Source organism: Butyrivibrio sp. CB08 (assembly GCF_003625485.1).
Taxonomy (GTDB): domain Bacteria; phylum Bacillota; class Clostridia; order Lachnospirales; family Lachnospiraceae; genus Butyrivibrio.
This window is the reverse complement of sequence record NZ_RAIR01000001.1, coordinates 504807-528294: the sequence shown is the minus strand read 5'-3', so window position 1 is coordinate 528294 and position 23488 is coordinate 504807. Positions and strand designations below refer to the sequence as shown.

The window sequence follows — 23488 nt, the reverse complement described above, 5'->3', positions numbered from 1 at the left end:
GCAGCCTTTTCATATAGTTAAATTATTTCTTGTTAACAAGATCCTTAAGAGCCTTACCAGCCTTGAACTTAGGTGCTACAGAAGCAGGAATCTTGATAGCAGCGCCAGTCTGAGGATTCTTACCAGTTCTAGCAGCTCTCTTAGTTGTCTCGAATGTACCGAAACCAACAAGCTGAACTTTGCCCTTCTTCTTGAGCTCCTTAGTTACTGTGTCTGTGAAAGCGTTCAGTGCTGCAGCCGCATCCTTCTTAGAAAGTCCAGCTTCCTTTGCGATTGCATCGATAAGTTCTGTCTTATTCATTTGGTTTTCCCTCCAAAAAGAAATTATTTACTACATTGCCTATTCTACTACTATTTCCGTCACTTAACAACCTAAAAATGCCGAAAAAATGGGATTTTTTCTAAAAAAATTAAAAAAACGTGCGATATTATCTAGATTTCATGGCAATTTCTATCATTTTGCTCAAATATGTCAGGTCTGTAATGTCCGTTTGCGGTAACTTTCCTGCCATTTCCCTGGTTCTGTACAGAGCAATAAAGCCTTCATAAGGTACATCCTGCATCTTATACAGAAATGCCTGTCTTACTCCGTTCTCAAAGAAGAACCTCTTTGGCATAGCAGTTTTATCAAGCTGCGTCTGAGGTGCATCTATAACAAGCACTCCATTGGAGTTAAATCTGGTCTCAAACCCTGGCTCCACCACATAGGAAATGCTTGAAGAATTGTCAGCTATCTGATGAACATTCTTTTCCATGATGTTTCCAGACTGGGCGATGCGCTTGTATCCGCAAAAGCTCTTTTCTATATCCTTGTAGAACACATAGGCTTCATCAAGATCATAGGTTGCCACCATCTTTAAGAGAAGCGTAGTAATGGCTTCATTCATACTTCCAAACAAGCCATCAATGGTTTCAAGGACAAGCTTGGTCTTATCCATTGCTGTGGCGCGATTTAGCGAGAGCATATTCTCGACAAGTTCGCCATCTATGAGCTTACCGTGTATTTCGGGATTATAGATAACGTATCTGTTCTTTCCTCTGTTCTTGGCCCTGCTCAGCATTCTTCCTGCAAGGTTAAACAAGTCTTCGTAGTTATCCACATATATTGGGAATGTTCCGACTCCCATTGATACAGTCACCTGCGGGAATCCGTTCTGATCAATGTGAGAAGCCTCGACTCTTTCTCTAATGGCCTTGAGATAAACGCGAAGATCAGTCTTCTCTTCCACGTTCTCAATGATCATCATGAGCTCATCTCCGCCTATTCTGCCGGCCTTTCCATCCTTGCCAAGGACCTCTAAGATGATGTTTGATACTTCCTTAAGCACCTTGTCGCCATAGGAATGGCCATAGGTATCATTGATCTGCTTAAAATTATCAATATCAATTAAACAAAGGTTAACTACGTCAGATTTTTTAGCCACTGCCTTTCTTGCATAATCAGTAATGGCTTTTTTATTGTAAAGGCCAGTTAAATAATCTGTCTCTATGGCCTTGTTTTCTGTTTCAGTTCCTTCAATGTCAAGGAATAGTATACTTACATTGTCATCAGTGGTTCTGATGCACTCAGCTTTAAACCAGTTGTATTCCTTGTTTTTGTCGCAAACACGAAAACAGAGGGTTAAAGCATTTTCCATCTCTAATCCCTCTACCATCTCATACAAAAGATGCTGATCATCAGGATGTATATTAGCGAAGATGGTGCTTGCACCATCTTCGCATACATACTCTCGATATCCTTCATCAGCAGAAATTATATTTAATTCTTTATCTGTTGTAACTAATCCATTATTGAGAATTGTCATATTATTCCTTTAAATGAATTACAGAATATCCTGGAAACCTGGTCTGTAAAGGTGTCTAGGAATACCATCAACCATGATAGGTCCAACATCACCCTGGATAAGAGGTCTTACATATGTAATGAACTCGTTAGTTACATATGTGCCATCCTTGTTAATCCACTCTCTAGGAACCACACGCTCATCATTAGCGATCTTGTGAACGTCCTTAACCTCTGTTCCAGCCTGGTAAGGATCATCTGAAAGTCTCTCGATAACTACCATCTTTCCGCTATCGCCTTCATCAGCAGCCTTCATGGCAGCACCACCAACCTCATAAGCCTCAAGAATATCTACACGGGATGCGCAGTGGCTGGCAGCTCTCTGAAGTGTTGAAAGCTCGATAGGACGTGTCTTACATCCGCACTCCTTAGCAACAACGTCGCAAAGGTATCTAGCTGTTCCTGTAAGCTGCTTGTGTCCGAATGCATCTACGTATTCGATAGTTGAGCCAAGCTCACTGATGTACTTGCCATCCTTGGTTCTGATACCCTCAGATACAGCAACTACGATAGAAGCTTTGCTCTTAAGAAGACCTTTGATCTTCTTGATGAATGCATCCATATCAAATGGAAGCTCTGGAAGGTAGATAGCATCAGGTCCGTCACAGTCCTCGCCCTTTGCAAGAGCTGTTGCGCCTGTAAGCCATCCAGCGTTTCTTCCCATAACCTCAACGATGATAACCTGTCCGCTTGTTGTCTCAAGGGACCAGCTGTCTCTGATGATCTCTTTTACAGATGTTCCGATGTACTTAGCTGCTGAGCCGTATCCAGGAGTGTGATCTGTAAGAGCAAGGTCGTTATCAATTGTCTTAGGGCAACCAACGAATCTGATTGCTGAGCCAGAGATTATAGCGTAGTCAGAGAGCTTTTTGATGGTATCCATTGAGTCATTACCACCAATGTAGATAAAGCAGTCTATCTCAAGCTTATTCAAAATCTCGAAGATTTTCTCATAAACTTCTTTGTTCTCAAAAATCTCAGGAAGTTTGTATCTGCATGAACCAAGATAAGCTGAAGGTGTTCTCTTAAGAAGCTCGATATCAAGTCCGGACTGGATATGATCAGAAAGATCTACGTATCTTCCTTCCATAAGGCCCTGAACACCATGGATCATTCCGTAAACCTTCTTGTATCCACGGTCGATAGCAGTTCTGTAAACGCCTGCAAGTGAAGAGTTGATTGCTGCAGTAGGACCTCCCGACTGTCCCACAATTACATTACGTTTTACCTTGTGTACCATTTTAACTACTGTCCCCTTTCAAAGTTCTTTTTTGAAATACCTTATCTTTTATTATATTCAATTAAACGTTTACTGTCACGAAAAATAAAGCGACTTGCAGTCATTTTTTTAACTACAAGTCGCACACATTTCACTTCAGCTTAAATTCCAAAATTACAGGGTTATGATCCGAGTGGACAAAAGAAAGATCATCAGTATAAACGGACTCCACTTCCACGTTTGAAGAGGTGATAAATCCATCTATCACATAGTACTGAAAATGCTCTGGATCCTTCTCACTAGCCTTATCAAGAGGCTGATCAAGAGATCTGCAGCTTGGAACAGAATTGTCAGCGCTAAAGGTAAGGTCGCTGCTGAAATCTGAAACATCAATCCTGCCAGCTTCCCATTTACCCTCAAGAACCGGATAAGCACTTACATCAATATTTGAGAATACCTGGTTAAAATCTCCGCAGGCAATCACATAATTGCCCTTTTCCACCTCAGCATCCAGAACTTCTTTAAGCATATTGGCCTGTGCAATCTTGCCTTCGCCAGAATCATAGGCCTCAAGATGAAGGTTTATGACAACAAGTTCCTTATCCGTATCCACCACATTAAATCTAACAACTTCAAGACATCTCTTTAGATTAAAGGTCCTGAGTGGCCACTTAAACGGGCATGGAAGCTGAAGCCTTTGAGCAGAAGAAATATTGTACTTGCTAAAGGTCATAAGACCACTATATACTTTCCCGATCGGAGGAACAGGAAGTGGGATAAAAGAAACTTTGAGATTTGGAGCAAATACAGAATTCCCGTGAAGAACACGAAGTCCTGAATTTGAAAAAAAGTAATCCACTTCATCTATGAAATGGGACCTGTCTGAATTCCTGTCTGTCTCCTGGGTGCAAATAATATCAGGTGATATCTTTTCAAATTCAGAAATAAAACCTTCAAGGTTATATACTACCCTGTCTTCGTCGGCGGTATAAACCATCTTACCGCCATCCATAAAGAAATCAGCATTGTCACCAAGGGCGCCATAGCCCAGGTTCCAGGAAAGGAGCCTAGTGGTTTCCTGTTTCTTGACTCTGTCAACGGAATTGCCAATAATCTCGAGGCTCTCTATATCCTTAGGCTTGTACTCATCCATTGTAAGAAAACCAAGAAGTGTCCCCACCACAACTGCAATCATTACAATGATTACGCAGATTATGCTTATAACTTTTTTCATGTAAATCCCCCAAAAAAGGAGCCTCTGTAAAAAGAGGCTCCCAAGTAAGTGCATTTTGTCTTAAAAATCTTCTTCCTCAAAGGCAAGTCTCTCGCCGTTAGCCTTTCCAATGCCATAAGCTATGCCAGCCACAACTATTACGCAAAAGGCTGCAGCCACACAACCAATGAGCAGTTTCTTTTTCTCGTCCTCAAGGCCGTTCCAGAAGTCTAAGACTTTGTCGATCTTGTCTTTTGAAAACTCGATCGCTGTATCTACAAAACTCATGATATCCATATTGCTACCCCCTTCTCATACTATATATTGTACCTCTTTGCCTTGCGCTGCTCAAGTTTTTTTATCACATAATCTTTCCAGACAAAATCAATGATAGCTGCAAAAGGAATCGCAAACAAAATACCGATTACACCAAAGAGCCTTCCTCCAATGATGATGGAGATAAGGATCATCAGAGCTGACACTCCAAGGCTTTCGCCAAAGAGCCTTGGCTTTAGTACATATCCGTCAATGGTCTGCAGGATGATAGTAAAGATAAGGAACCACAATGCCTGCCAGGGGTTTATCAGAACCAGGATAAATCCGCCAATAGCTGCACCGACGATAGGACCAAAGGTAGGTGCTAAATTGGTTACACCAACTATAACTGAAATAAGGGCTGCATAAGGCATTCTCATAATGATCATGAACAGGAAGTTGACTATACCAACCACGATTCCGTCAACCACATCAACGCCGATGTATCTGATAAGGATATCATTGCATCTGTTAAGGAAATCTCCCCATTTATGATAGGATTCATCCTTCATGAGCAGTGAGAAAAACTTATTAACACCATCTGTTATCCTACGCTTGTCAAGAAGGAAGTAGATTGCCAGGATCAGCGCAATGACTGCATCAAAGAGGCCCTGGCCAATTGATGAGCTGGTGGTCACAACAGAATCCATATTATTCTTGAAGTATTCGCCGATACTATCAAGAAGCTTATCTCCATAGGAAGCAAGGCCAGAGAAATCAAGGCCAAAGAGCTTGCCCGTGCTTCCTGTTTCAATATCCTTTAAAAGTTGCTGGAGAGAATCTACATACATTCCCATGTTACCAACAAGAGTTGAAATACTCTCTGCCAGCTGAGGAATAAGTGCAACACACAACAAAGTTATGAAGAGCGCCAGAACTATCAGTGCAAAGGCAACAGACAGCTTCCATCTGGTCTTCTCATTTTTCATGTTTTTAAACACTTTTCCGTCGAAAAGATTAGCTAACGGATTGAAAATATAAGCTACTATCATTCCAGAAAGAACTGGTTTAATTATCTTAACAATTCCCGATATTGTTCCAGACAGAAAACTCTGATTGGACAATAACAGGTAAAGAACCACCGCCGAACAGGTGGCGATTGTGTATGAAACCCACTTCTGTTTTAAAATCTTTTTGCTAAACTTCATTTCCTTTCCCCCTTTTTAGCCAAACTCGCTGTATTTTCTAGGCTTACGAAGCTGCTGTGTACTCTTTTTCCTTACCCTCTTTTTAATCTTGTTCTGGTGATGATCATCATACAAAACCTTAACTGCAGGATGGAAAAATCTGTTGATAAATGCTCCTATCATGAAGATGTAGATACAGAAGTACAGCCAGATCATCATGACAAGAAGTGTAGCGATGCTTCCGTAGATTGAAAAGTATCCGGTCAGATCCACATACAGTGAAAAGAGCCATGAAAAGATATACCATACAACCGCTGAAAAGATCGCTCCAGGAAGCTGATATACAAAGGTCATCTTGGCACTTGGTACATAGGTATAAACCATGGCAAATGCAAAGGTTGCCACCAGGATGACCACAATAAATTTAAAGTAAGCTGACAATGAGATCAAAAACATGATCTTTGGAAAATGGCTTATGGCAATGGTCTTAACAAGATTCTCAAATACCATGAAAAGAAGCATTACCATCATGATAACGATCATTGCCAGGGTGTAGAGAGCTGCTATGAACCTTAAGCGAAAATAGTTTCTTCGCTCCTCCACATCATAAATTATATTAAGTCCTCTTATAATGGACAACATGCCAAGTGCTCCGGACCATATAGTTGCAAGGGCAGATATGGAGAACACTGCCACAGACTGTTCATAGGTCTCACGAATGAGCCTTAAGGCGATATCATCAGCAAAATCAGGGGTAATCTCAGTAAGCGCCCTTGAGAGATCATCAGCAGTAAGTGCTGTATAGGGCAAAAGAGATGACACAAAAATGAGAAGAGGTACTATTGAGATCATAAAGAAGTAAGCACAGCTTCCAGCATAGGCAGCAATATTCTTTTTTTGCATTCTAAAAGCGAAGTCTCTTGCCAGCGCTATTAGCTGCTGCTTGATGGTCATACAATTCTCCTCATACGGAAAAAGCAGCCACCATTGATGACTGCTTTTATTTCCTAAGTTAATCCCAAAATGCCGTTTCCTGTTATTTGACTCCTAGCTAACGCCAGGTGGGTCACCGCAACCTAAGATCCTGTCTTCCTCTCCCGTAGCTGGTCTGCGTATACGCAGGGCCGAAGGCGTGACATTTAAGTAGGTAATGTAGGAATCCCGTTTAAAGTAATGTAGGTTCAAATTACACAGGAGGTGTCGGTCATCCCAGGAGAGAACTACCCTGTAGTTCTATACTTATTATATCTCAAAAGTGCATATTTTCAAGCATTCTAGCATATTTTAAGATTCTTTTTACGTTTATTTTATTTCTCTTGTAGCTTCTTTTAACCAGTTAAGAACAGCCTCATCAGCGATAAGCGGAGACAACTTGTCATAGACCATTTTGTGGTAGTCGTTAAGAGCCTTGATATCACTGTTATCCATGTATGTGGTGTCAATAGCTTCAAGGTCAATTGGCGCATAAGTAAGGTGAGCAAAATGAAGGAACTGTCCATACTCTCCTGTTTCTCCTGCCACTACCTCAAGAATATTCTCAATCCTGATACCATGGCTTCCCTCGATGTAAACGCCAGGCTCATCTGACACTATCATTCCAGGAACAAGAGGAGCTTCATTCTGTCCAGGAGTAAAGCGCCATCTGATGTTCTGTGGTCCCTCGTGTACGTTTAAGATATATCCGATTCCATGACCTGTGCCATGCTTGTAGTCGATACCGGCATTCCAAAGTGGGCCTCTTGCAAGGATGTCAACGTTCTTACCAGTGCATCCCTCAAGGAAGTTGGCGTTAGCAAGACGGAGCATTCCACACACTGTTAGAGTGTAATGCTTTTTGATCTCATCTGAGATGTCGCCTACAACGATGGTTCTTGTAACGTCAGTTGTTCCGCCCATATATGTTCCGCCTGAATCCACAAGGAGAAGTCCCTGCTTCTTGACTTCTGCGGCGTTGTCTTTTGTTGCTTCATAGTGAGCCATAGCTGCATTGGCGTTATATGCACTGATGGTTGGGAAGCTGAGCTCTATAAATCCAGGGATCTCTGCTCTCATGCCATCAAGTTTCTCAGCAGCAGTGTATTCAGTCATAGGCTCTTTTCCAACTGTGTTCTTAACCCAGTAGATGAACTCTGTGAGCTTGGCGCTGTCCTTAAGGTAAACCTCTCTGATATTCTTAAGCTCTACTTCGTTCTTGCTTGCCTTGAGGTCCTCTGTAGGATCCTTGGCATTTACAAGTTTAATATCAGCAGCCTTCGCCTTCTCAAGAAGCACCTTGAATGTAAGGAAGTTGGTATTTCTCTTATCGAAAAGTATGTTTCCAGTAACATTCATCTTCTTAACAAAAGAAACAACGTCGTCATATCCTCTAAGAGCAATTCCCACCTTGTCGCAGTATGCTCTGACTTCTGATGTGATCTCTTTTTCCTGAGCAAAGAGAGTGAATGAATCCGCTGTGATAAGCGCATAGGAAAGAGCTACAGGATTGCACTCCACGTCGTTACCACGAAGGTTTGTAAGCCACATGATGTCATCCAGCTTACTAAGAAGATACGCCTTGGTGCCAAGCTTATTCATATGCTCTCTTACCTGAGAGATTTTCTCGTTAAAGCTCTTGCCACAAAGCTCATCTGGAAGCACGTACATGTCGTGGCATGGAAGAAGTGGTCTGTCAGTCCAGACAGTTTCAGCAAGATCCCTGTCGATCTTAAGAGTTACGCTTTTTGCTGCAAGTTTCTTTTCAAGGTCCTCTCCGATACTGGTTGAGATAACCCTTCCGTCAAAGCCAAGAACCTGGCCCTCTTTCATATTGGCAAGGAGGTACTCTGAAATTGTTGGAACACCGGCTTCAAGCATTCTAAAGAGCTTAACACCTGTGCCCTCCATCTGGTTCTCTGCCTGGATAAAATATCTGCCATCTGTCCACATGCCAGCTTCATCCTGGCTTACAACGAGGGTTCCGTTTGATCCGTCAAACCCGCAAAAGTACTCTCTTACCTTAAAGAAATCTGCGCTGTACTCTGAATTATGAAAATCAGAAGTTGGCATCATATAGTAATCAATACCATTTTTAGCCATCTCTTCTCTGAGTCTTAGTAGTCTTTCTTTGATAACTATGTTTTCCATTTTTACATGGTTCTCCTTTGTCCGAAAATAATACCAGAAGAATTGTACCACATATTTCATGGCCCTGTGATATAATTATGGAGCACTATTTATTGTATTTATTTTAAGGAGATTATTGATATGGAAGAAAAAGAGATACTTGGCCTTATAGACCACACACTTCTTACTGCAGACGCTACATGGGAGGGAATCGTTTCCCTTTGTGATGAGGCTGTTAAGTATGGAACAGCTACAGTCTGCATTCCACAGACATATTTAAAGAGAGTACACGACAAATACGGCGATAACTTAAAGCTCTGCACTGTTATTGGTTTCCCTCTTGGCTACAACAGCACACATTCAAAGGTTGTTGAGGCCCAGGATTCAATCGCAGACGGTGCTTCTGAGATCGACACAGTTGTAAATATCAGTGATGTCAAGAATCACAGATATGACGAAGTAAGAAAAGAGCTCGCTGAGATCAAGAAGGCTTGCGGCGACAAGCTCCTTAAGGTCATCATCGAGACATGCTACCTCACAGAGGACGAGAAGATCGAGCTCTGCAAAATCATCACAGAGGTTAAGGCTGACTACATCAAGACATCAACAGGCTTTGGATCAGCTGGTGCAACACTGGAAGACATCAAGCTCTTCAAAGAGCACATCGGACCAGACGTTAAGATCAAGGCAGCTGGCGGAATCCGCACAATTGAGGACGCCCTTGCATACGCCGAGGCAGGCTGCAGCCGCATCGGCTCCTCAAAGGTTGCTCCACTCATCGCACAGAAATACAACCTGTAATTCCAAGAAATAATCAAGCAAAAAAATCCCTTTTTCCTCGAGGCTAGCGCTTAACCTCGTCAAAAGGGATTTTTTTATGCTTATATTTTCTTGGAAATTACAGTTAAGTTCTGTCATCCATGCGGACATACTCTTTGCGAGGTTCAATTGCCATGTAAGCAGGACGGATGATCTTGCCGTTGTTGGCTAGCTCTTCCATTCTGTGGGCTGACCAGCCGACGATTCTTGCCATGGCAAAGATTGTTGGATAGAGTTCTTCTGGAAGATCCAGCATTCTGTATACGAAACCTGAGTAGAAGTCAACGTTTGCAGATACACCCTTGTACATGGTGCGTTCACCGCTGATAACTTCTGGAGCAAGCTTTTCTACAAGTTCGTAGAGCGCAAGCTCATCTTCTCTGCCCTTCTCTGCAGCGAGTTTCTCGACAAAACTCTTTAAGATCACAGCACGAGGATCTGACTTGGAATAAATAGCATGTCCGATTCCGTAGATAAGTCCTGCTTTGTCAAAAGCTTCCTTGTTGAGGATTTTCTTAAGATAAGCCTTGACCTCATCCTCATTCTTCCAGTCCTTAACATGTTCTTCGATGTCATCAAACATGTGCACAACCTTGATGTTGGCTCCGCCGTGTCTTGGGCCCTTGAGGGATCCGATAGCAGCTGCAATAACAGAGTAAGTATCTGTCATACTGGAGCTTACAACGTGGGTTGTAAATGATGAGTTATTACCACCGCCATGCTCCATATGAAGCACAAGACAGATATCAAGAAGCTTAGCTTCCAGCTCTGTGTACTGGCTGTCCGGGCGAAGCAGGTACAGGATGGTCTCTGCAGTTGAGAGTTCCTCCTTGGGTGGATGGATTATAAGGCTGTTGCCCTCATGATAGTGATTGTATGCCTGATATCCGTAGATAGAAAGAAGCGGAAACATACTGATAAGCTGAAGTGACTGACGAAGCACATTGGGAAGTGAAACATCGTCTGCCATTTCATCATAAGAATACATAGTAAGAACACTTCTGGCCAGAGTGTTCATCATGTCACGGCTGGGTGCCTTCATGATTACGTCTCTGACGAAGCTTGTGGGAAGTGCCCTGTAAAATTCCAATAACTTTTCGAATCTAAGTAGCTCTTTTCCCGTAGGAAGTTTGTCAAATAAAAGCAGATATGCACATTCCTCAAAAGCAAATCTGTGCTCCTCTTCTGCTACTCTGATGAGATCCTTGACATCATATCCTCTGAAATAGATCTCACCATCTGCCGGAACCTCTTTGCCATCAACTACCTTCTTGGCAATGATCTCCGAAATTCTGGTAAGGCCTGTAAGTACACCCTTACCATTTAAGTCTCTAAGTCCCCTTTTAACATCATACTTTAGGAAAAGCTCGTTCTCTATCTTGTCGGCCTCTTCCGAAAGCTGTGAAAGCTCAACAATCTCCGGTGTGATTTCCGAGTAAACGCTCTTACCTAAGTCCATACGCACCTCCATTATTTATGCCAATTGTCGTGTCAGTCGTAAAACCATTTTAGCATCAAATCAGATGCCAAGAAAAGCCTTTACTGCACTTTCCATCTCGGTTTTTTCTACAACAGTCTTGTGACGGATCTCTGCGTTTCTGATTGATGTAACAGCTTCTGGAATAGCAACTCCAGAAATAGCGCTGAGTTCGTCTGCAAGAGCAAAGTCATCCTTGCTGTCATCCCCTTTTGACAGCGCGTTCATTACGCTTCTTGTAAACTTGAATGGGCTTGCTGTAGAAGCAATAACTGTTACAGTCTTATCTCCAGTTTCACTCTTGTACTTGTTATATACAGAAGCTGCAACAGCTGTATGTGTGTCAATAAGATATGAAGAATTCTCAAAGAGATCTTTGATTGTCTTAAAGGTCTCTTCTTCTGTAGCAAATCCGCCGTAGAAGTCAGCAAGAGCCTCTTTCATAGCAGGTGTTATCTCATACTTGCCCTCTGTGCCAAGCTTCTTCATGTACTCAGCATCAACATCTGCGTTATCTCCAGCGATGTGATAGATAAGTCTCTCAAGGTTAGATGAGATAAGGATATCCATTGAAGGTGAGCTTGTGAGAACAAACTCACGGTTTCTGTCGTACTCACCTGTCTTAAAGAAGTCAAACAGAACCTTGTTGGAGTTGGATGCACATACAAACTTAGCGATCGGAACTCCCATCTTGCCAGCGTAGTAAGCTGCAAGGATATTACCAAAGTTACCTGTAGGAACTACTACATTTATTGGATCGCCCTCAGCGATTCTGCCCTCTTTAAGGAGCTTGCCATAAGCATATACATAGTAAGCGATCTGAGGAACAAGTCTTCCGATGTTGATGGAGTTAGCTGATGAGAACTGGAATCCCTTGGAATCCATATACTTTGCAAGCTCAGGATCTGTGAAGATCTTCTTAACTCCAGTCTGAGCGTCATCAAAGTTACCTTCGATAGCGATAACGCAGGTGTTGTCACCCTTCTGAGTTACCATCTGCTGCTCCTGGATTGGGCTGACACCATGCTTAGGATAGAAAACAACGATCCTTGTTCCAGGAACATCTGCAAAACCTGCGAGTGCAGCCTTACCTGTGTCACCACTTGTTGCGGTGAGGATCACTATTTCATTCTTGATAGAATTCTTTTTAGCTGCTGTAGTCATAAGATAAGGAAGAATAGACAGTGCCATATCCTTAAACGCGATTGTAGCTCCGTGATACAGCTCAAGGAAAAATGCGCCATCTGCCTCTGAAAGTGGTGCGATCTCCTCTGTGTCGAATTTTGAATCGTATGCATGTGAGATGCAGTACTTAAGCTCTTCCTCTGTGAAATCAGTAAAGAGAAGCTTCATTACTTCATAAGCTGTCTCCTGATATGAAAGACCTGATATTTCTCTAAGTGTCTTTTCCAAATGGGGAATATGATCCGGAACATAAAGGCCTCCGTCTGGTGCAAGGCCCCTTAAAATGGCCTCTGACGCCCTGATCTGTCCCTTATCTCCTCTGGTGCTTGAATACAAAACTTCCTTAGACATTTGTTACTCCTCCGTTTTGACACTAGTAAGTTATTTCATATACAATACTCTTATACACGTTAATGTATAAAAGTAAATTTTGATAAAGTATACCATAATACCACTTTGTTTGGGAGAAAAATGAGCAAAAAAAAATATGTTGGGGTATATTCCACAACTTTAAAGGATGGAACGCCATCTTTTCGTGCATCTATCACATATTTAGGCAAGCATATTTCACTGGGAAGCTATAGCGACATCAAAGAAGCAGCTAATGTTTACAAGGACGCTGACAAGGTTTTATGTGACTACAACATAGATATTTCCTCATATAAAAAGACAATGTCGCTGCCCTTCGACAAGTTCGTGACCTTAATAAACTTCAGAGACAAGGGAATGTACATTTCAAACCCAATTTATCTGGAAAAGAAATATTTCCTGTATTTTCTGTCTCCAAATAAGGTTCTAAAGTTTGATATCGATGACCTCTTCTATTATTCATCTCACAAGATCATGCAAAGAGGAAGTCATCTGTTTGTAGCCGACTATGGCAGCCAGATCTCAGTTCCCTCCCGGTACGGGATAAAGAGCTATGCAGTTGAGGGCAGGGATTACTTTTTTGCCAATGATGATCACAATGACTTCAGATATGAAAACATCGTCATCTTAAACAGATACAGAGGTGTAAGGCAGTTCACCTGGAGAGGTTTTGTGCGCTACAAGTCAGTGATCCATATAAAGAGTAACTACGTGGTTGGCAACTATAACACCGAGGCAGAAGCAGCCATCGCCTATAATAAAGCTGCCGACGTTTTACTTAAGAACGGGATCAAAAAGAACTTTCAGCTCAATTACATAGAGGACCTGTCCCCTTCACAGTACGCAGATCTTTACCTGAAGGTCGAGATATCTCCATCAATATATGAAATCAAGCCTTGAAGGAGCGTAATTATGGATAGTGAACATAGTAGCAAGTATAATCTGAAAGCAGCTCTCAAGAAAGATGCCGTTCGCCTTGCGGTTGTCATTCTGGCAGCCTTTGTCATGGCATTCAACATCAATTCCTTCATAAACGCCGGAGGCCTGTATCCTGGCGGAGCCACAGGTCTTACCATCATCATACAGAGAATCGCCCTTAAGTACTTCGCTGTTGAGATTCCATTTACTCCGATCAACGTAGTACTAAACGCCATTCCTGTGTACATAGGCTTCAGGTTCATCGGAAAGAGGTTCACACTGTTTTCCATGATAATGGTTGTGACAAGCGGCCTTTTCGTAGACCTTCTGCCCTACTACACCTTCACCAACGATGAGCTTTTAGTAGCTGTATTTGGCGGTCTGTTAAATGCCGTAGCCATCACCATGTGCCTTAATGTAGACGCCACCAGCGGCGGAACAGATTTTATTTCTATTTTCCTCTCACAGAAAAAAGGTATCGACGCCTTTCCCTATATCCTTGGCGGAAATATAGTTCTCCTTACCATAGCTGGTCTTCTCTTTGGCTGGGACAAGGCGCTCTACTCCATGATATTCCAGTATGTGACAACAACTGCTCTTCACACACTCTATAGAACCTATCAGCAAAAGACGCTGTTTATCATTACTGACATGCCTGACGATGTCTGCTCTCTGATCTATGAAACCTGCGGACATGGCGCAACACTTATCGACGGAGAAGGCTCTTTTGCCCACAAGAACAAAAAGATCGTCTATTCGATCGTAAGCGCTTCAGATACCAGAAAGCTCATTCCTAAGATAAAAGAGCTTGATCCAGGCGCCTTCATAAATTCAGTAAGGACCGAGGAAATCTCAGGAACCTTCTACATGAGACCAAGAGACTAAATAAACGCAAATAAAAAAAGGGCTTAACAAAGCCCTTTTTTGTTTTATCAATTTCCATCTGAGATCTGCTCAACACGATCTGCATACTTTACAGCATAGATACGGCGCAGGGACTCATCGATCCTGTCCTGACTGATGCTGCCACTTGATGCGGCTTCCAAGACTGCGTTGTAAGCCTCGGTAAAATCTTCAGGGATGTAGATCATGTCAGCCCCAGCCTTGATAGCTGCCACAGCCGCCTCTCCAGCAGTGTAGTACTCTGTGATGGCGCCTTCACTTAGCGGTGCTGTAATAACTATTCCTTCGTATCCAAGAGTTCCTCGAAGCTCCTCTGTAATAACCTTGTCAGAAAGAGAAGCCGGCGTGTTGTCCTGTGTAAGATTTGGAAGTGATACATTGGAAACCATTATGGCTCCGGCAAATCCGGAATCTATAATGTTCTTGAATACCTCGTACTCATTAAGCACCAGGTCATCCTTGCTTTTGTCGCTGGTACCCATTCCAGATAATGTATCGCCCTTAAGAGGGAACATGTAACTACAGGATAAGATTCCAGACTCCTCGAGGCCTTTAGAATACCCTGCCGCAATATCTCTTGCGTTATCTATATCAGTTCCAAGCATGCTCTCCTCGGTCATTTCAATAAAAGGAGCAACGCTGCAGTTGAATCCATATTTGAACAGCTGTGATCCTATCTGGGTTCCAGCCTGGTAAGCACTCTCTCCATCTGTTATCTCAATATCAGGAGAAAGAGCCAGTGTATCCTTAACAGAATCAGAAGTATTGCCCTGGTCTGAAAGGAAAGTGAAAACAGGATACTTGCTCATGGAAACAGTTGCATCCAGCATTTCCTTGATCTGTTCTGTTGTCTTGATGTTCTTGGATGAATAAACAATACCGCCCACAGCGTAGTTGCTTAATGCTTCCTGGGTTCCAGAACCGGCCTTAACAGCGGTGTCTACACCTGTAAGCTGCTCTGGAGTTATGATAAACAGTCCAGCCACCTTATCTTCAAGTGTCTGTTCCTCTAATACGCTATTTACTATATCTCCCAGCATGTCCTCCTGGGTATATTCCTCAGGTTCTGTGACTACCTCTGGAGTCTCTATTACTGCACTTTCTACTACTTCTTCCTGTTGCTGGGCGATCTCTGCTTCAGCAGTTACGTTCTTATCCCCCTTAAGCACACCGTTAAGGAAGATGATCAGTGCTGCGCAGCCTCCAAAAACCACAAGACAGATCGAAGCAAGTATTATATATGCAATAAGCTGGCTCTTTTTCCTTCTCTGTCTGCGAGCCAGCCTCTTTTCATCAAAATCCTGTTCTTCTAATCGTGCCATCTATATTCCCACCATCAATCTTTTTTCTAGAAATTATAATACCACAAATATAAATAAATATGCATACAAATAGGGCAGAAGCTTCATCGATATTACCTGCTTCTGCCCTCATGCCGAGTACTCATCTAATTCAATTGAAAATACGTCCAACGGACCTTCCTCCAATTCTCAGCTCCATCTTTCCATTAACTTTTGCATTCATATGCTGTGGTTGCAAGTTCACGAATTTTTACTTGTTCAAACCACTTATCATGTACTTGAAGTGCTGTATTTTTGATACTTATAGAACTTGTAAAACTGGTATTACTCTAAAACTTTTATAGAACTGATCTACTTAGTTTGGTGGACCGTACCATCCTTTCTCTGAATATTTTTAATTACCTATCCCTTTGGAGTGTACCTGCCTTTCTTTCTCCCCCGGCTCTGTTTGGTCTATATACCAAGTGGAGAAGTAATTGGATATCTTATAAGTATCTCTTGATGGTTTTATTATATTTAGGGCAAGTTGATTTGTCAATACATTTTTTGATTTTCTTTTGATTATTTTGAATATGATGTATAAATTAAACTGTTTTCTGTTAATAATTCTAATTGTATATTCATTATATACAATTCTGCACATTCGACAGCTCTTTTTGGGAGACCTCATTTTATGTGGATTACCAAAAATACAATTCATACACATTAAAAAAAGGTTCAGCCATTTGAGTTAAAAAACTCATGACTGAACCTTATATTGTTATTAATTAATCAAGAGGATATTTATCTGTAAGCTTCTTTATGATTGCTCTTGCTTCGTCGTTCTTTTCGCCCTTGTTCTTGATAACAATTGCGATAGCCTCGGCGATCTGACCCATATCTTCAGTGTTCATGCCTCTTGTTGTTACAGCTGGTGTTCCAAGACGGATACCGCTGGTTACAAAAGGTGACTGCTGCTCATTGGGGATTGTATTCTTGTTGGCAGTGATATGTGCATCATCAAGCCAAGCTTCTACTTCTTTTCCAGTAAGACCAAAGTTTGTAAGATCTACAAGCATAAGGTGATTGTCTGTACCACCAGATACGATCTTGATACCACGCTTCATAAGACCGTCGCAGAGAGCCTTGGCATTATCAACGATATTCTGAGCATATACTTTGAACTCAGGAGAAAGAGCTTCTTTAAAGCAGATAGCCTTAGCTGCAACAACGTGCTCAAGTGGTCCGCCCTGAATTCCAGGGAATACAGCCTTGTTAAACTTGAACTTGTCCTGAGCTTCCTGATTCCAAAGGATAAGTCCGCCTCTTGGGCCTCTTAAAGTCTTGTGAGTTGTTGTTGTAACAACGTCTGCATATGGGAATGGACTTGGATGAAGTCCTGCAGCTACAAGTCCTGCGATGTGGGCCATATCTACCATGAGTACTGCACCACAGGCATCAGCTGCCTCTCTGAATTTCTTAAAGTCAATGGTTCTGCAATATGCTGAAGCACCAGCGATGATGAGTTTAGGCTTGTGTTCTAATGCAAGCTTGTACATGTTGTCATAGTCAAGAACACCGTTGTCATCTACTCCGTAAGGAACGATGTTGAAATATGTTCCAGAGATATTTGCGCTACTTCCGTGTGTTAAGTGTCCGCCCTGCTCAAGGTCCATACCCATGATGGTATCGCCTGGCTTAAGGAGTGCAAACTGAACTGCAAGGTTTGCCTGAGCACCTGAGTGAGGCTGAACATTGGCGTAATCACAGTGGAACAGCTCTTTTGCTCTGTCTCTTGCAATGTTCTCAACCTTGTCAACAACGTAGCAACCGCCGTAGTATCTTTTCCCCGGAAGACCCTCAGCGTATTTGTTAGTCAGTGGACTTCCCATTGCAGACATAACTGCCTTGCTGGTCCAGTTCTCTGACGCGATCAGCTCAATGTGATTGTTCTGACGCTCAACCTCTTCCTCGATGAGAGAAGCGATTTCAGGGTCAACCTTCCTTACTTCTTCCAATGAATACATACCATTTCCTCCTGAGAATTTGCTAAATAAATACACATTTACAATTTAATGTATTAAAGCAACACACTTCGCATATCGTATCATAAACCCCTAAAAAAATCTAGAGAAAAAAATGGACAATTCCATTCAAATGATATTGCCCATCTTTGTGTTTAATTCATAAGCTGTAATTTCTCTTTAAGGCACTCCCAGGTGATATTATCAGACTTGACTGATACCTCTCCGTCGGTGTGTACCCACATAGGAAGCATGGTTTTTATGGTAACTCTTCTGGTGACATAATGACCAATTCCCTTTATCCAGTAGTAGTTTCCAAAGAATGAAAGTGGAAGCGCAAACATCATCCTTGATGGAGGCATATCTCCCGCAAAGACCAGATCAAACTTACCATCGGTAAGATCAGCCTTTGGCGCAAAGTTAAATCCGCCGCCCTCGTAGTGATGGATCATAGCTGCTATAAAGATGAACCTGTCCAGATGGATCTTGGTTCCATCATCAAGCTCAATGTCACAGGGAACCTTGTCAGCTTTAAGGAGCTGCCTTATTGCGATCATTCCGTAGGTGAGCTTACCAAGGCCTATCTTGTTAAGGAAGTTCTTGGTTCCGGAAGCCAGGGCTTCTTCGCACACAGCGGCGTCAAATCCTATTCCCGAGCTTACATCAAATATCCTTGTAAGACTAATGTTGTCATCATGAAGCCTCGACATGGTCTTGGTCATGGAATTAAAGGTGAGCTTGCCAAGATCCAAAGATCTTACCTTCTTACCCTCTATTATCTTGTCGATAAGAACATCCACGTCCTTAGGGTAAGCCAGATCCCTTGCAAAGTCGTTGGAGGATCCTATGGGAATATATCCAACAAGCGTTCTCTCGAAGTCAGCAATACCATTCATGACTTCGTTGAGAGTTCCATCTCCACCCATTACCACAAGCTTAATTGGAAGCTCGCTCTCCTCTTTCTTTAGCGAAGTAAGCTTTTTGGCAAGCCTCGTGGCATGTCCGGGCCCCTGTGTCAGATGAACCTCGTAGTCAATCCCCTTCTCCAGAAACTTGTACTCAAGCTTATTCCAGATTTCTTTCCCCTTACCCGACCTTGCGGACGGATTAACAATACAATAGTACATACGCAACCTCACAAAAACCTCAATTACCTTTATTGTTGGTAATTGAGGTTCTTTTATTATATCACATTGCTATTTAATTGTATCTAAGAGAAAGCTTCTCTTCCTGTACTTTGCAGAAATTCTCAAGCATTGATGTGTGATAGAACATGATGTAGAAAACAATTGCCATGATAAGGGCAGTTATCACATCGTACACAGAATGCTGCTTAATAAACATGGTTGATAAGATGATTGAAAGTCCGATGAAATCACTTATCAGCTTGCCAAGCTTATTAAATCTTTTGCTGTGATGTACAGCGATCATGGTTCCTACAGAGTTATATACGTGAATACTTGGCCAAAGATTGGTTGATGTATCATGACTGTATATTACCTGCACCAGACCTGTTAAGAAATTGTCCCTTGGCATTACTGCAGGACGCAGCATATGCATGTTAGGAAACAGGGTGGATATAACCAGGAACACTGTCATACCTGTTGCCAGGAAAATAAAGTTCTTGTAGTAATCTTCAATATCCAGCGAAATCAGGAAAAACAAAACAACAACTGAAACGTACAAAAACCAGGTGTAATAAGGTATAACAAATATTTCCTGAAATGGGATCATGTCATCAATTGCTGTGTGGATCACAGAATAATGCGCAAATGTGTGTTTCTCCAAAAACATGAACCAGATCATGTAGATTGGAGCATAAATCAGGACTGGTACAGCAAGCCACAGAAGATCCCTAAAAAGACTGGCATCAGCTGTCCTTCCAATCCATTTTTCATATCTCTTTTTCATAATATTCCTCATTTTTCAAGCACAAAACACTTCATGTTGAAAAATATTGTAACACTGATAAAAATATAGTAAATGTCAATAGTTCCCAAAAAATTGACGTTTTACCGCTAAATTTTATTGAACCATTCCAAATAATCAGTTGAAATGGAAGATTTTCTGAAGAAGCTTATAGCCTGCAAGAGTAATTTTGCGTCCACCCTTACCAGGAAGATAGATATAAGTTCCCTCAATGCTGTATCTGATCTTTACATACAGAAGGAAGTTCTTTTCCCTGATGTAATTAAGAAGTTCCTGGCGCTTTGCAAGGTTCTCAGGTGTATCCTCAGTAATTAAAAGAACAGATGATATTGCTGTGATGATCTCCAGATAGTTGAACATATACTTATGTCTCTCTTTCTGGGATCTGATCATTCCATAGTTTTCTACATAATAATCTACCATCAGCTTGTTGACCTTAAGCTGCTGATCGATCCTTGAGAGCATGATCTGCTGGTTAACAGACTGGTCTTCTCTTCCAATGTAGTAGTAATAGAAGTTAACATCCAGATAATACATGTTCTTAACAAATGGAAGTGGATTAAAAACATAGATATTATCTACATAGAAAGTGTGCTCAGGGAGCTTAAGTCCGCACTGTCTAAGGAGCTTGGTCCTGTAGATCGCGGAATGCATAAGAAGGTAATGTCCCTTTGGAGTTCTCTTTACGTCCTTCCATGTAAAGATCTGCTCGATAGGGAACATGGTGTTGTAGCGCATAACCTTATGGCGCTTCTCTCCTACCTTGTTATAAACAAAGTTGCTGATAAGAAGGTCCAGCTGTACATCTCCGCCTGCAAGTTCAGACAAAGTGCTGAGGATCTTCCTGTATGCGATCTCTTTTACCCAGTCGTCAGAATCAACTACCTTGAAATAAAGGCCTGTAGCATTCTCAATTCCTGCGTTAACTGCTGATCCGTGTCCGCCATTTGGCTTGTGGATAGCTTTGCAGATAGTTGGGTACTTTTTAGCGTATTCGTCAGCAATTTCTGCTGTTCTGTCCTTGGAGCCGTCATCGACAATGAGGATCTCAACCTCTTCTCCTCCAACGAGCAGAGAGTCGATACACTTACTCATATAGTCCTGTGAATTGTAGCAGGGAACTGCAATTGATAATAGTTTCATTTATTAACTCCTTAATCTGGTACTTTCATATTTTTCCATTGTGGCAAGGCAGTTGCGAAGATCATTGTATCTGTCATAGACATCACCTTCATTTATTACAACTCCCACTGAAAGTGCCATAATATCAATCATATCATTTGTTATTATAGGACGAAGCTTGGATAATATCTCGCCCTTGTCAACAGCAAGATCTGCGTCCATGAACTGGATAACAAGTGGATCAAGGTTTAATTCTGACGCCTCCTCATCCACGGTCTTGCTCATAACAGCAGATGACTCTGAATAGTCTTTTTTAAGGCTGCTCTCGTCAAGCTCAAGTCGTACAGGCTTACCTGAAGATGGAGCTTCTGTCCTTACAGTGGCGCAAGGCGCTGGTGTAACAACTCTCTCATCAATGCGCTCAGCACTTGGAGTAACCTTTTCAAACCTCATCTTCTGCTTAACATCAGGGTATTTGTTTCTATCAACCTCTGACATGAACATTTGAAGAGGTCTCACATATACCTTGTAGTCTCCGTAAAGAGCCTGGTAAACTACCATCTCTTCCATAGTCTCAGAATGGATAGCGATCGTAAGGACCTGATACATATTGCCCTTGAAATGTCTGTATATCTCTTGTGGTCTTGGTCTGTCTGCCATATTATCCTCTTTCTCTGTCCTGCGACATTTGTATAGTATAAGTCAACACTTAGATAATTTCAAATTTGTTACACTGCCTTACCAATTGATGTACATTTAATTATCACCATCTCAACACTGATTACGTGGTCAAGTTTGCCGGTTTTAACGGCTTCGTCATTGGCCAGACACAGTTCTAAGGCCTCTCTTAGCTGTTCAAAAGAAAAGTTCCTGGCCCAGGTCTGATACTTGCCAACAAGAAATGGCGCAATCTTGACAGCTGATGCCATCTCGCCTTTATCCCTGCGGTTATCCGTCATCTCTTTTATCTGAAGCATGATGTTAAACTGTCTTGTAATAAGTGCAAGGATCTTGGCTGGCGGTTCCTTGAGAGCCAGAAGGTCATAGTAGAGCTCTATAGCCCGCCTCTGATTCTGAGATGAGATCGCATCTGTCATATCAAAGATCCTGCTGGTGAGATAATTGGCACAGACAGCAAAAATGTCCTCTTCAGTTATCTCGTTCCTGTCTATGGCGTAGCATACAAGCTTCTCAATCTCGGTGGTGAGGTTTGACATGTCTGTTCCCACCCTGTCAAGGAGAACTGCCTGGGCTCTTGGAGATATCTTTTTACCTTCGTTTGAAAACCTTGATACCACCCAGCGCTTTAACATATCTTCATCCTGAGTGCTGCACTCTATTTCAAATCCCGTTTTGGAGAGGGACTTGTAGATGTCTTTTCTCTTATCCACTTCCTTTTCTACAAATATAAGGATGGTGGATTCTGCGGAAGCCTTGAGATACTCCGCAAGTTCAGGGCATCCACTCTTAAAAAAGCCACTGTTCTCAACAAGAATCACTCTCTTATCTGAAAGAAATGGCATGGTCTCTGCCATATCGATGATCTCTAATGGATTACAGCCATCGCCCTCATACTTATTGAAGTTCATAGAGGACTCAGAGCCTCCAAGGGCCTTAACTATTTTGTCCCTGTTCTGAAGACGAAGGTAGGCCTCATCGCCATATATAAGGTAGCAGGGCTTAAAAGCTCCCGCAGCAATATCTTCATTAAATTGTCTCTGCCTGGCAGGAAAATCTGATGTTTTAACAGCCATAAAAATGCACCTCGACTTATATGTTAACATATTATTAGTCTTTTTTGATATACTATATCTGCCTGATAAACTATGAATATTTTAGTGGGAGGCACTAAATGTTGATACACGGACTTCAAAAAATGACACTTTTGGACTTTCCCGGGCTGGTGGCCTGCACTGTATTCCTTGCAGGGTGCGATTTCAGATGCCCTTACTGCCACAATTTTGAGCTTGTGGATGGGAGCGCCAGTCCATACTGCGATGAAGATGAATTCTTTGAATTTCTGGGGAAAAGAAAAGGTCTCATAGACGGAGTCGCCATAACAGGTGGCGAGCCTTTGATGCGCCCGGACCTTGCTGATTTTATCAGAAAGATCAGACAGATGGGCTACAAAGTCAAGCTGGATACCAATGGTTATCACCCTGACAGGTTAAAAGAGCTGCTAGATGAAGGATTAATTGATTACATAGCAATGGATATCAAAAACTCTTTTCCCAAGTATGTGAGAACCTGCGGAGTCAGGGACATGGATACTTCTATAATAGAAAAGAGCATATCCGTCATCATGAACAGCGGCATTGACTATGAATTCAGGACCACTGTAGTAGGCGGCCTTCACGAAAAAGATGATTTCGAGCAGATGGGACAGGCTATAAAAGGCGCCAAAGCCTATTATCTTCAGCAGTTTACCCTAAGAGATACCGTTCCAGATGATAGTCTCACATCTCCTACTCAGGAGGAAATGGAAGTCTACGCTGAGGTTGCAAGAAAGTATGTAGACAATACTCAGCTTCGAGGCGTGGAATAACGAACGCTATAATGATAAGCTATGGTTTTTTGAAATCCAAACCACAATATATTGTGTTTGTATAAATAACAATATCTATATATTGACTATTGAACCCT

The 23488-nt window shown here is 42.0% G+C and carries 21 protein-coding genes; 4 read left to right on the top strand and 17 right to left on the bottom strand.

Annotated elements, in window-relative coordinates; all coding sequences use genetic code 11:
* Window positions 1–22 precede the first annotated feature (22 nt).
* The 8 genes from D6855_RS02360 to D6855_RS02325 form a co-directional block, all read right to left on the bottom strand.
* Window positions 23–301 (bottom strand): HU family DNA-binding protein, encoded by a 279-nt coding sequence (locus tag D6855_RS02360; protein WP_013280467.1) that lies wholly within the window; start codon window positions 299–301, stop codon window positions 23–25.
* 127 nt (window positions 302–428) lie between these two features.
* Window positions 429–1805, bottom strand: a complete 1377-nt coding sequence (locus tag D6855_RS02355; protein WP_120737628.1) for a GGDEF domain-containing protein — start codon at window positions 1803–1805, stop codon at window positions 429–431.
* Window positions 1806–1823: 18 nt separating this feature from the next.
* A complete protein-coding gene (locus tag D6855_RS02350; RefSeq protein ID WP_120737626.1) occupies window positions 1824–3083 on the bottom strand; it encodes a 6-phosphofructokinase in 1260 nt (419 codons plus the stop codon).
* 130 nt (window positions 3084–3213) lie between these two features.
* Entirely contained in the window at window positions 3214–4296 is a 1083-nt protein-coding gene (locus D6855_RS02345; RefSeq protein WP_120737624.1) for an endonuclease/exonuclease/phosphatase family protein, read from the bottom strand.
* Between the two features lie 60 nt (window positions 4297–4356).
* On the bottom strand, window positions 4357–4572 hold the full coding sequence (locus D6855_RS02340) for a hypothetical protein (RefSeq protein ID WP_120737622.1): 216 nt from the start codon (window positions 4570–4572) through the stop codon (window positions 4357–4359).
* 20 nt (window positions 4573–4592) lie between these two features.
* Entirely contained in the window at window positions 4593–5738 is a 1146-nt protein-coding gene (locus D6855_RS02335; RefSeq protein WP_120737620.1) for an AI-2E family transporter, read from the bottom strand.
* 15 nt (window positions 5739–5753) lie between these two features.
* On the bottom strand, window positions 5754–6671 hold the full coding sequence (locus tag D6855_RS02330) for a YihY/virulence factor BrkB family protein (protein ID WP_243111763.1): 918 nt from the start codon (window positions 6669–6671) through the stop codon (window positions 5754–5756).
* 348 nt (window positions 6672–7019) lie between these two features.
* A complete protein-coding gene (locus D6855_RS02325; RefSeq protein WP_243111762.1) occupies window positions 7020–8840 on the bottom strand; it encodes an aminopeptidase P family protein in 1821 nt (606 codons plus the stop codon).
* Between the two features lie 120 nt (window positions 8841–8960).
* Here D6855_RS02325 and deoC point away from each other — a divergent pair, with 120 nt between their 5' ends.
* Entirely contained in the window at window positions 8961–9620 is a 660-nt protein-coding gene (deoC, locus tag D6855_RS02320) for a deoxyribose-phosphate aldolase (RefSeq protein ID WP_120737615.1), read from the top strand.
* Window positions 9621–9723: 103 nt separating this feature from the next.
* Here the strand turns inward: deoC and D6855_RS02315 are convergent, their stop codons facing one another.
* Both D6855_RS02315 and thrC read right to left on the bottom strand, forming a co-directional pair.
* Window positions 9724–11097 (bottom strand): citrate/2-methylcitrate synthase, encoded by a 1374-nt coding sequence (locus tag D6855_RS02315; RefSeq protein ID WP_120737613.1) that lies wholly within the window; start codon window positions 11095–11097, stop codon window positions 9724–9726.
* Between the two features lie 60 nt (window positions 11098–11157).
* Window positions 11158–12651 carry a threonine synthase gene (gene thrC / locus D6855_RS02310; RefSeq protein ID WP_120737611.1) on the bottom strand — a complete coding sequence of 498 codons (1494 nt, stop codon included), beginning with the start codon at window positions 12649–12651 and terminating at the stop codon, window positions 11158–11160.
* A gap of 120 nt (window positions 12652–12771) precedes the next feature.
* Between thrC and D6855_RS02305 the strand changes: the two genes are divergently transcribed.
* Together D6855_RS02305 and D6855_RS02300 are read left to right on the top strand one after the other, a co-directional pair.
* Entirely contained in the window at window positions 12772–13569 is a 798-nt protein-coding gene (locus D6855_RS02305) for a hypothetical protein (RefSeq protein WP_120737609.1), read from the top strand.
* Between the two features lie 12 nt (window positions 13570–13581).
* Window positions 13582–14472: a YitT family protein gene (locus tag D6855_RS02300; RefSeq protein ID WP_243111761.1), complete on the top strand. Its 891-nt coding sequence runs from the start codon at window positions 13582–13584 to the stop codon at window positions 14470–14472.
* Window positions 14473–14519: 47 nt separating this feature from the next.
* Here D6855_RS02300 and D6855_RS02295 read toward each other — a convergent pair whose 3' ends face one another.
* The 7 genes from D6855_RS02295 to holA form a co-directional block, all read right to left on the bottom strand.
* Window positions 14520–15812: a glycoside hydrolase family 3 N-terminal domain-containing protein gene (locus tag D6855_RS02295; RefSeq protein ID WP_120737607.1), complete on the bottom strand. Its 1293-nt coding sequence runs from the start codon at window positions 15810–15812 to the stop codon at window positions 14520–14522.
* Window positions 15813–16558: 746 nt separating this feature from the next.
* On the bottom strand, window positions 16559–17797 hold the full coding sequence (gene glyA / locus D6855_RS02285) for a serine hydroxymethyltransferase (protein ID WP_120737603.1): 1239 nt from the start codon (window positions 17795–17797) through the stop codon (window positions 16559–16561).
* Between the two features lie 152 nt (window positions 17798–17949).
* Complete coding sequence (locus tag D6855_RS02280; protein ID WP_120737601.1) at window positions 17950–18921, bottom strand: diacylglycerol/lipid kinase family protein; 972 nt, start codon at window positions 18919–18921, stop codon at window positions 17950–17952.
* A 73-nt stretch (window positions 18922–18994) separates the two neighbouring features.
* Entirely contained in the window at window positions 18995–19705 is a 711-nt protein-coding gene (locus D6855_RS02275) for a phosphatase PAP2 family protein (protein ID WP_120737599.1), read from the bottom strand.
* 135 nt (window positions 19706–19840) lie between these two features.
* A complete protein-coding gene (locus D6855_RS02270; RefSeq protein WP_120737597.1) occupies window positions 19841–20866 on the bottom strand; it encodes a glycosyltransferase family 2 protein in 1026 nt (341 codons plus the stop codon).
* A 3-nt stretch (window positions 20867–20869) separates the two neighbouring features.
* Complete coding sequence (locus tag D6855_RS02265; RefSeq protein WP_120737595.1) at window positions 20870–21505, bottom strand: DUF1653 domain-containing protein; 636 nt, start codon at window positions 21503–21505, stop codon at window positions 20870–20872.
* A gap of 68 nt (window positions 21506–21573) precedes the next feature.
* Window positions 21574–22599, bottom strand: a complete 1026-nt coding sequence (gene holA, locus D6855_RS02260; RefSeq protein WP_120737593.1) for a DNA polymerase III subunit delta — start codon at window positions 22597–22599, stop codon at window positions 21574–21576.
* 98 nt (window positions 22600–22697) lie between these two features.
* Here holA and D6855_RS02255 point away from each other — a divergent pair, with 98 nt between their 5' ends.
* A complete protein-coding gene (locus tag D6855_RS02255) occupies window positions 22698–23390 on the top strand; it encodes an anaerobic ribonucleoside-triphosphate reductase activating protein (RefSeq protein ID WP_120737591.1) in 693 nt (230 codons plus the stop codon).
* Window positions 23391–23488 lie beyond the last annotated feature (98 nt).

Bases quoted from the DNA above. Each gene is read 5' to 3' on its own strand.
- thrC (WP_120737611.1), bottom strand. From the start codon at position 12,651: ATGTCTAAGGAAGTTTTGTATTCAAGCACCAGAGGAGATAAGGGACAG.
- glyA (WP_120737603.1), bottom strand. From the start codon at position 17,797: ATGTATTCATTGGAAGAAGTAAGGAAGGTTGACCCTGAAATCGCTTCT.
- D6855_RS02330 (WP_243111763.1), bottom strand. From the start codon at position 6,671: ATGACCATCAAGCAGCAGCTAATAGCGCTGGCAAGAGACTTCGCTTTT.
- D6855_RS02280 (WP_120737601.1), bottom strand. From the start codon at position 18,921: ATGTACTATTGTATTGTTAATCCGTCCGCAAGGTCGGGTAAGGGGAAA.
- deoC (WP_120737615.1), top strand. From the start codon at position 8,961: ATGGAAGAAAAAGAGATACTTGGCCTTATAGACCACACACTTCTTACT.
- D6855_RS02300 (WP_243111761.1), top strand. From the start codon at position 13,582: ATGGATAGTGAACATAGTAGCAAGTATAATCTGAAAGCAGCTCTCAAG.
- D6855_RS02325 (WP_243111762.1), bottom strand. From the start codon at position 8,840: ATGGAAAACATAGTTATCAAAGAAAGACTACTAAGACTCAGAGAAGAG.
- D6855_RS02315 (WP_120737613.1), bottom strand. From the start codon at position 11,097: ATGGACTTAGGTAAGAGCGTTTACTCGGAAATCACACCGGAGATTGTT.
- D6855_RS02265 (WP_120737595.1), bottom strand. From the start codon at position 21,505: ATGGCAGACAGACCAAGACCACAAGAGATATACAGACATTTCAAGGGC.
- D6855_RS02270 (WP_120737597.1), bottom strand. From the start codon at position 20,866: ATGAAACTATTATCAATTGCAGTTCCCTGCTACAATTCACAGGACTAT.
- D6855_RS02355 (WP_120737628.1), bottom strand. From the start codon at position 1,805: ATGACAATTCTCAATAATGGATTAGTTACAACAGATAAAGAATTAAAT.
- D6855_RS02255 (WP_120737591.1), top strand. From the start codon at position 22,698: ATGTTGATACACGGACTTCAAAAAATGACACTTTTGGACTTTCCCGGG.
- D6855_RS02295 (WP_120737607.1), bottom strand. From the start codon at position 15,812: ATGGCACGATTAGAAGAACAGGATTTTGATGAAAAGAGGCTGGCTCGC.
- D6855_RS02275 (WP_120737599.1), bottom strand. From the start codon at position 19,705: ATGAAAAAGAGATATGAAAAATGGATTGGAAGGACAGCTGATGCCAGT.
- holA (WP_120737593.1), bottom strand. From the start codon at position 22,599: ATGGCTGTTAAAACATCAGATTTTCCTGCCAGGCAGAGACAATTTAAT.
- D6855_RS02335 (WP_120737620.1), bottom strand. From the start codon at position 5,738: ATGAAGTTTAGCAAAAAGATTTTAAAACAGAAGTGGGTTTCATACACA.
- D6855_RS02340 (WP_120737622.1), bottom strand. From the start codon at position 4,572: ATGGATATCATGAGTTTTGTAGATACAGCGATCGAGTTTTCAAAAGAC.
- D6855_RS02305 (WP_120737609.1), top strand. From the start codon at position 12,772: ATGAGCAAAAAAAAATATGTTGGGGTATATTCCACAACTTTAAAGGAT.
- D6855_RS02360 (WP_013280467.1), bottom strand. From the start codon at position 301: ATGAATAAGACAGAACTTATCGATGCAATCGCAAAGGAAGCTGGACTT.
- D6855_RS02350 (WP_120737626.1), bottom strand. From the start codon at position 3,083: ATGGTACACAAGGTAAAACGTAATGTAATTGTGGGACAGTCGGGAGGT.
- D6855_RS02345 (WP_120737624.1), bottom strand. From the start codon at position 4,296: ATGAAAAAAGTTATAAGCATAATCTGCGTAATCATTGTAATGATTGCA.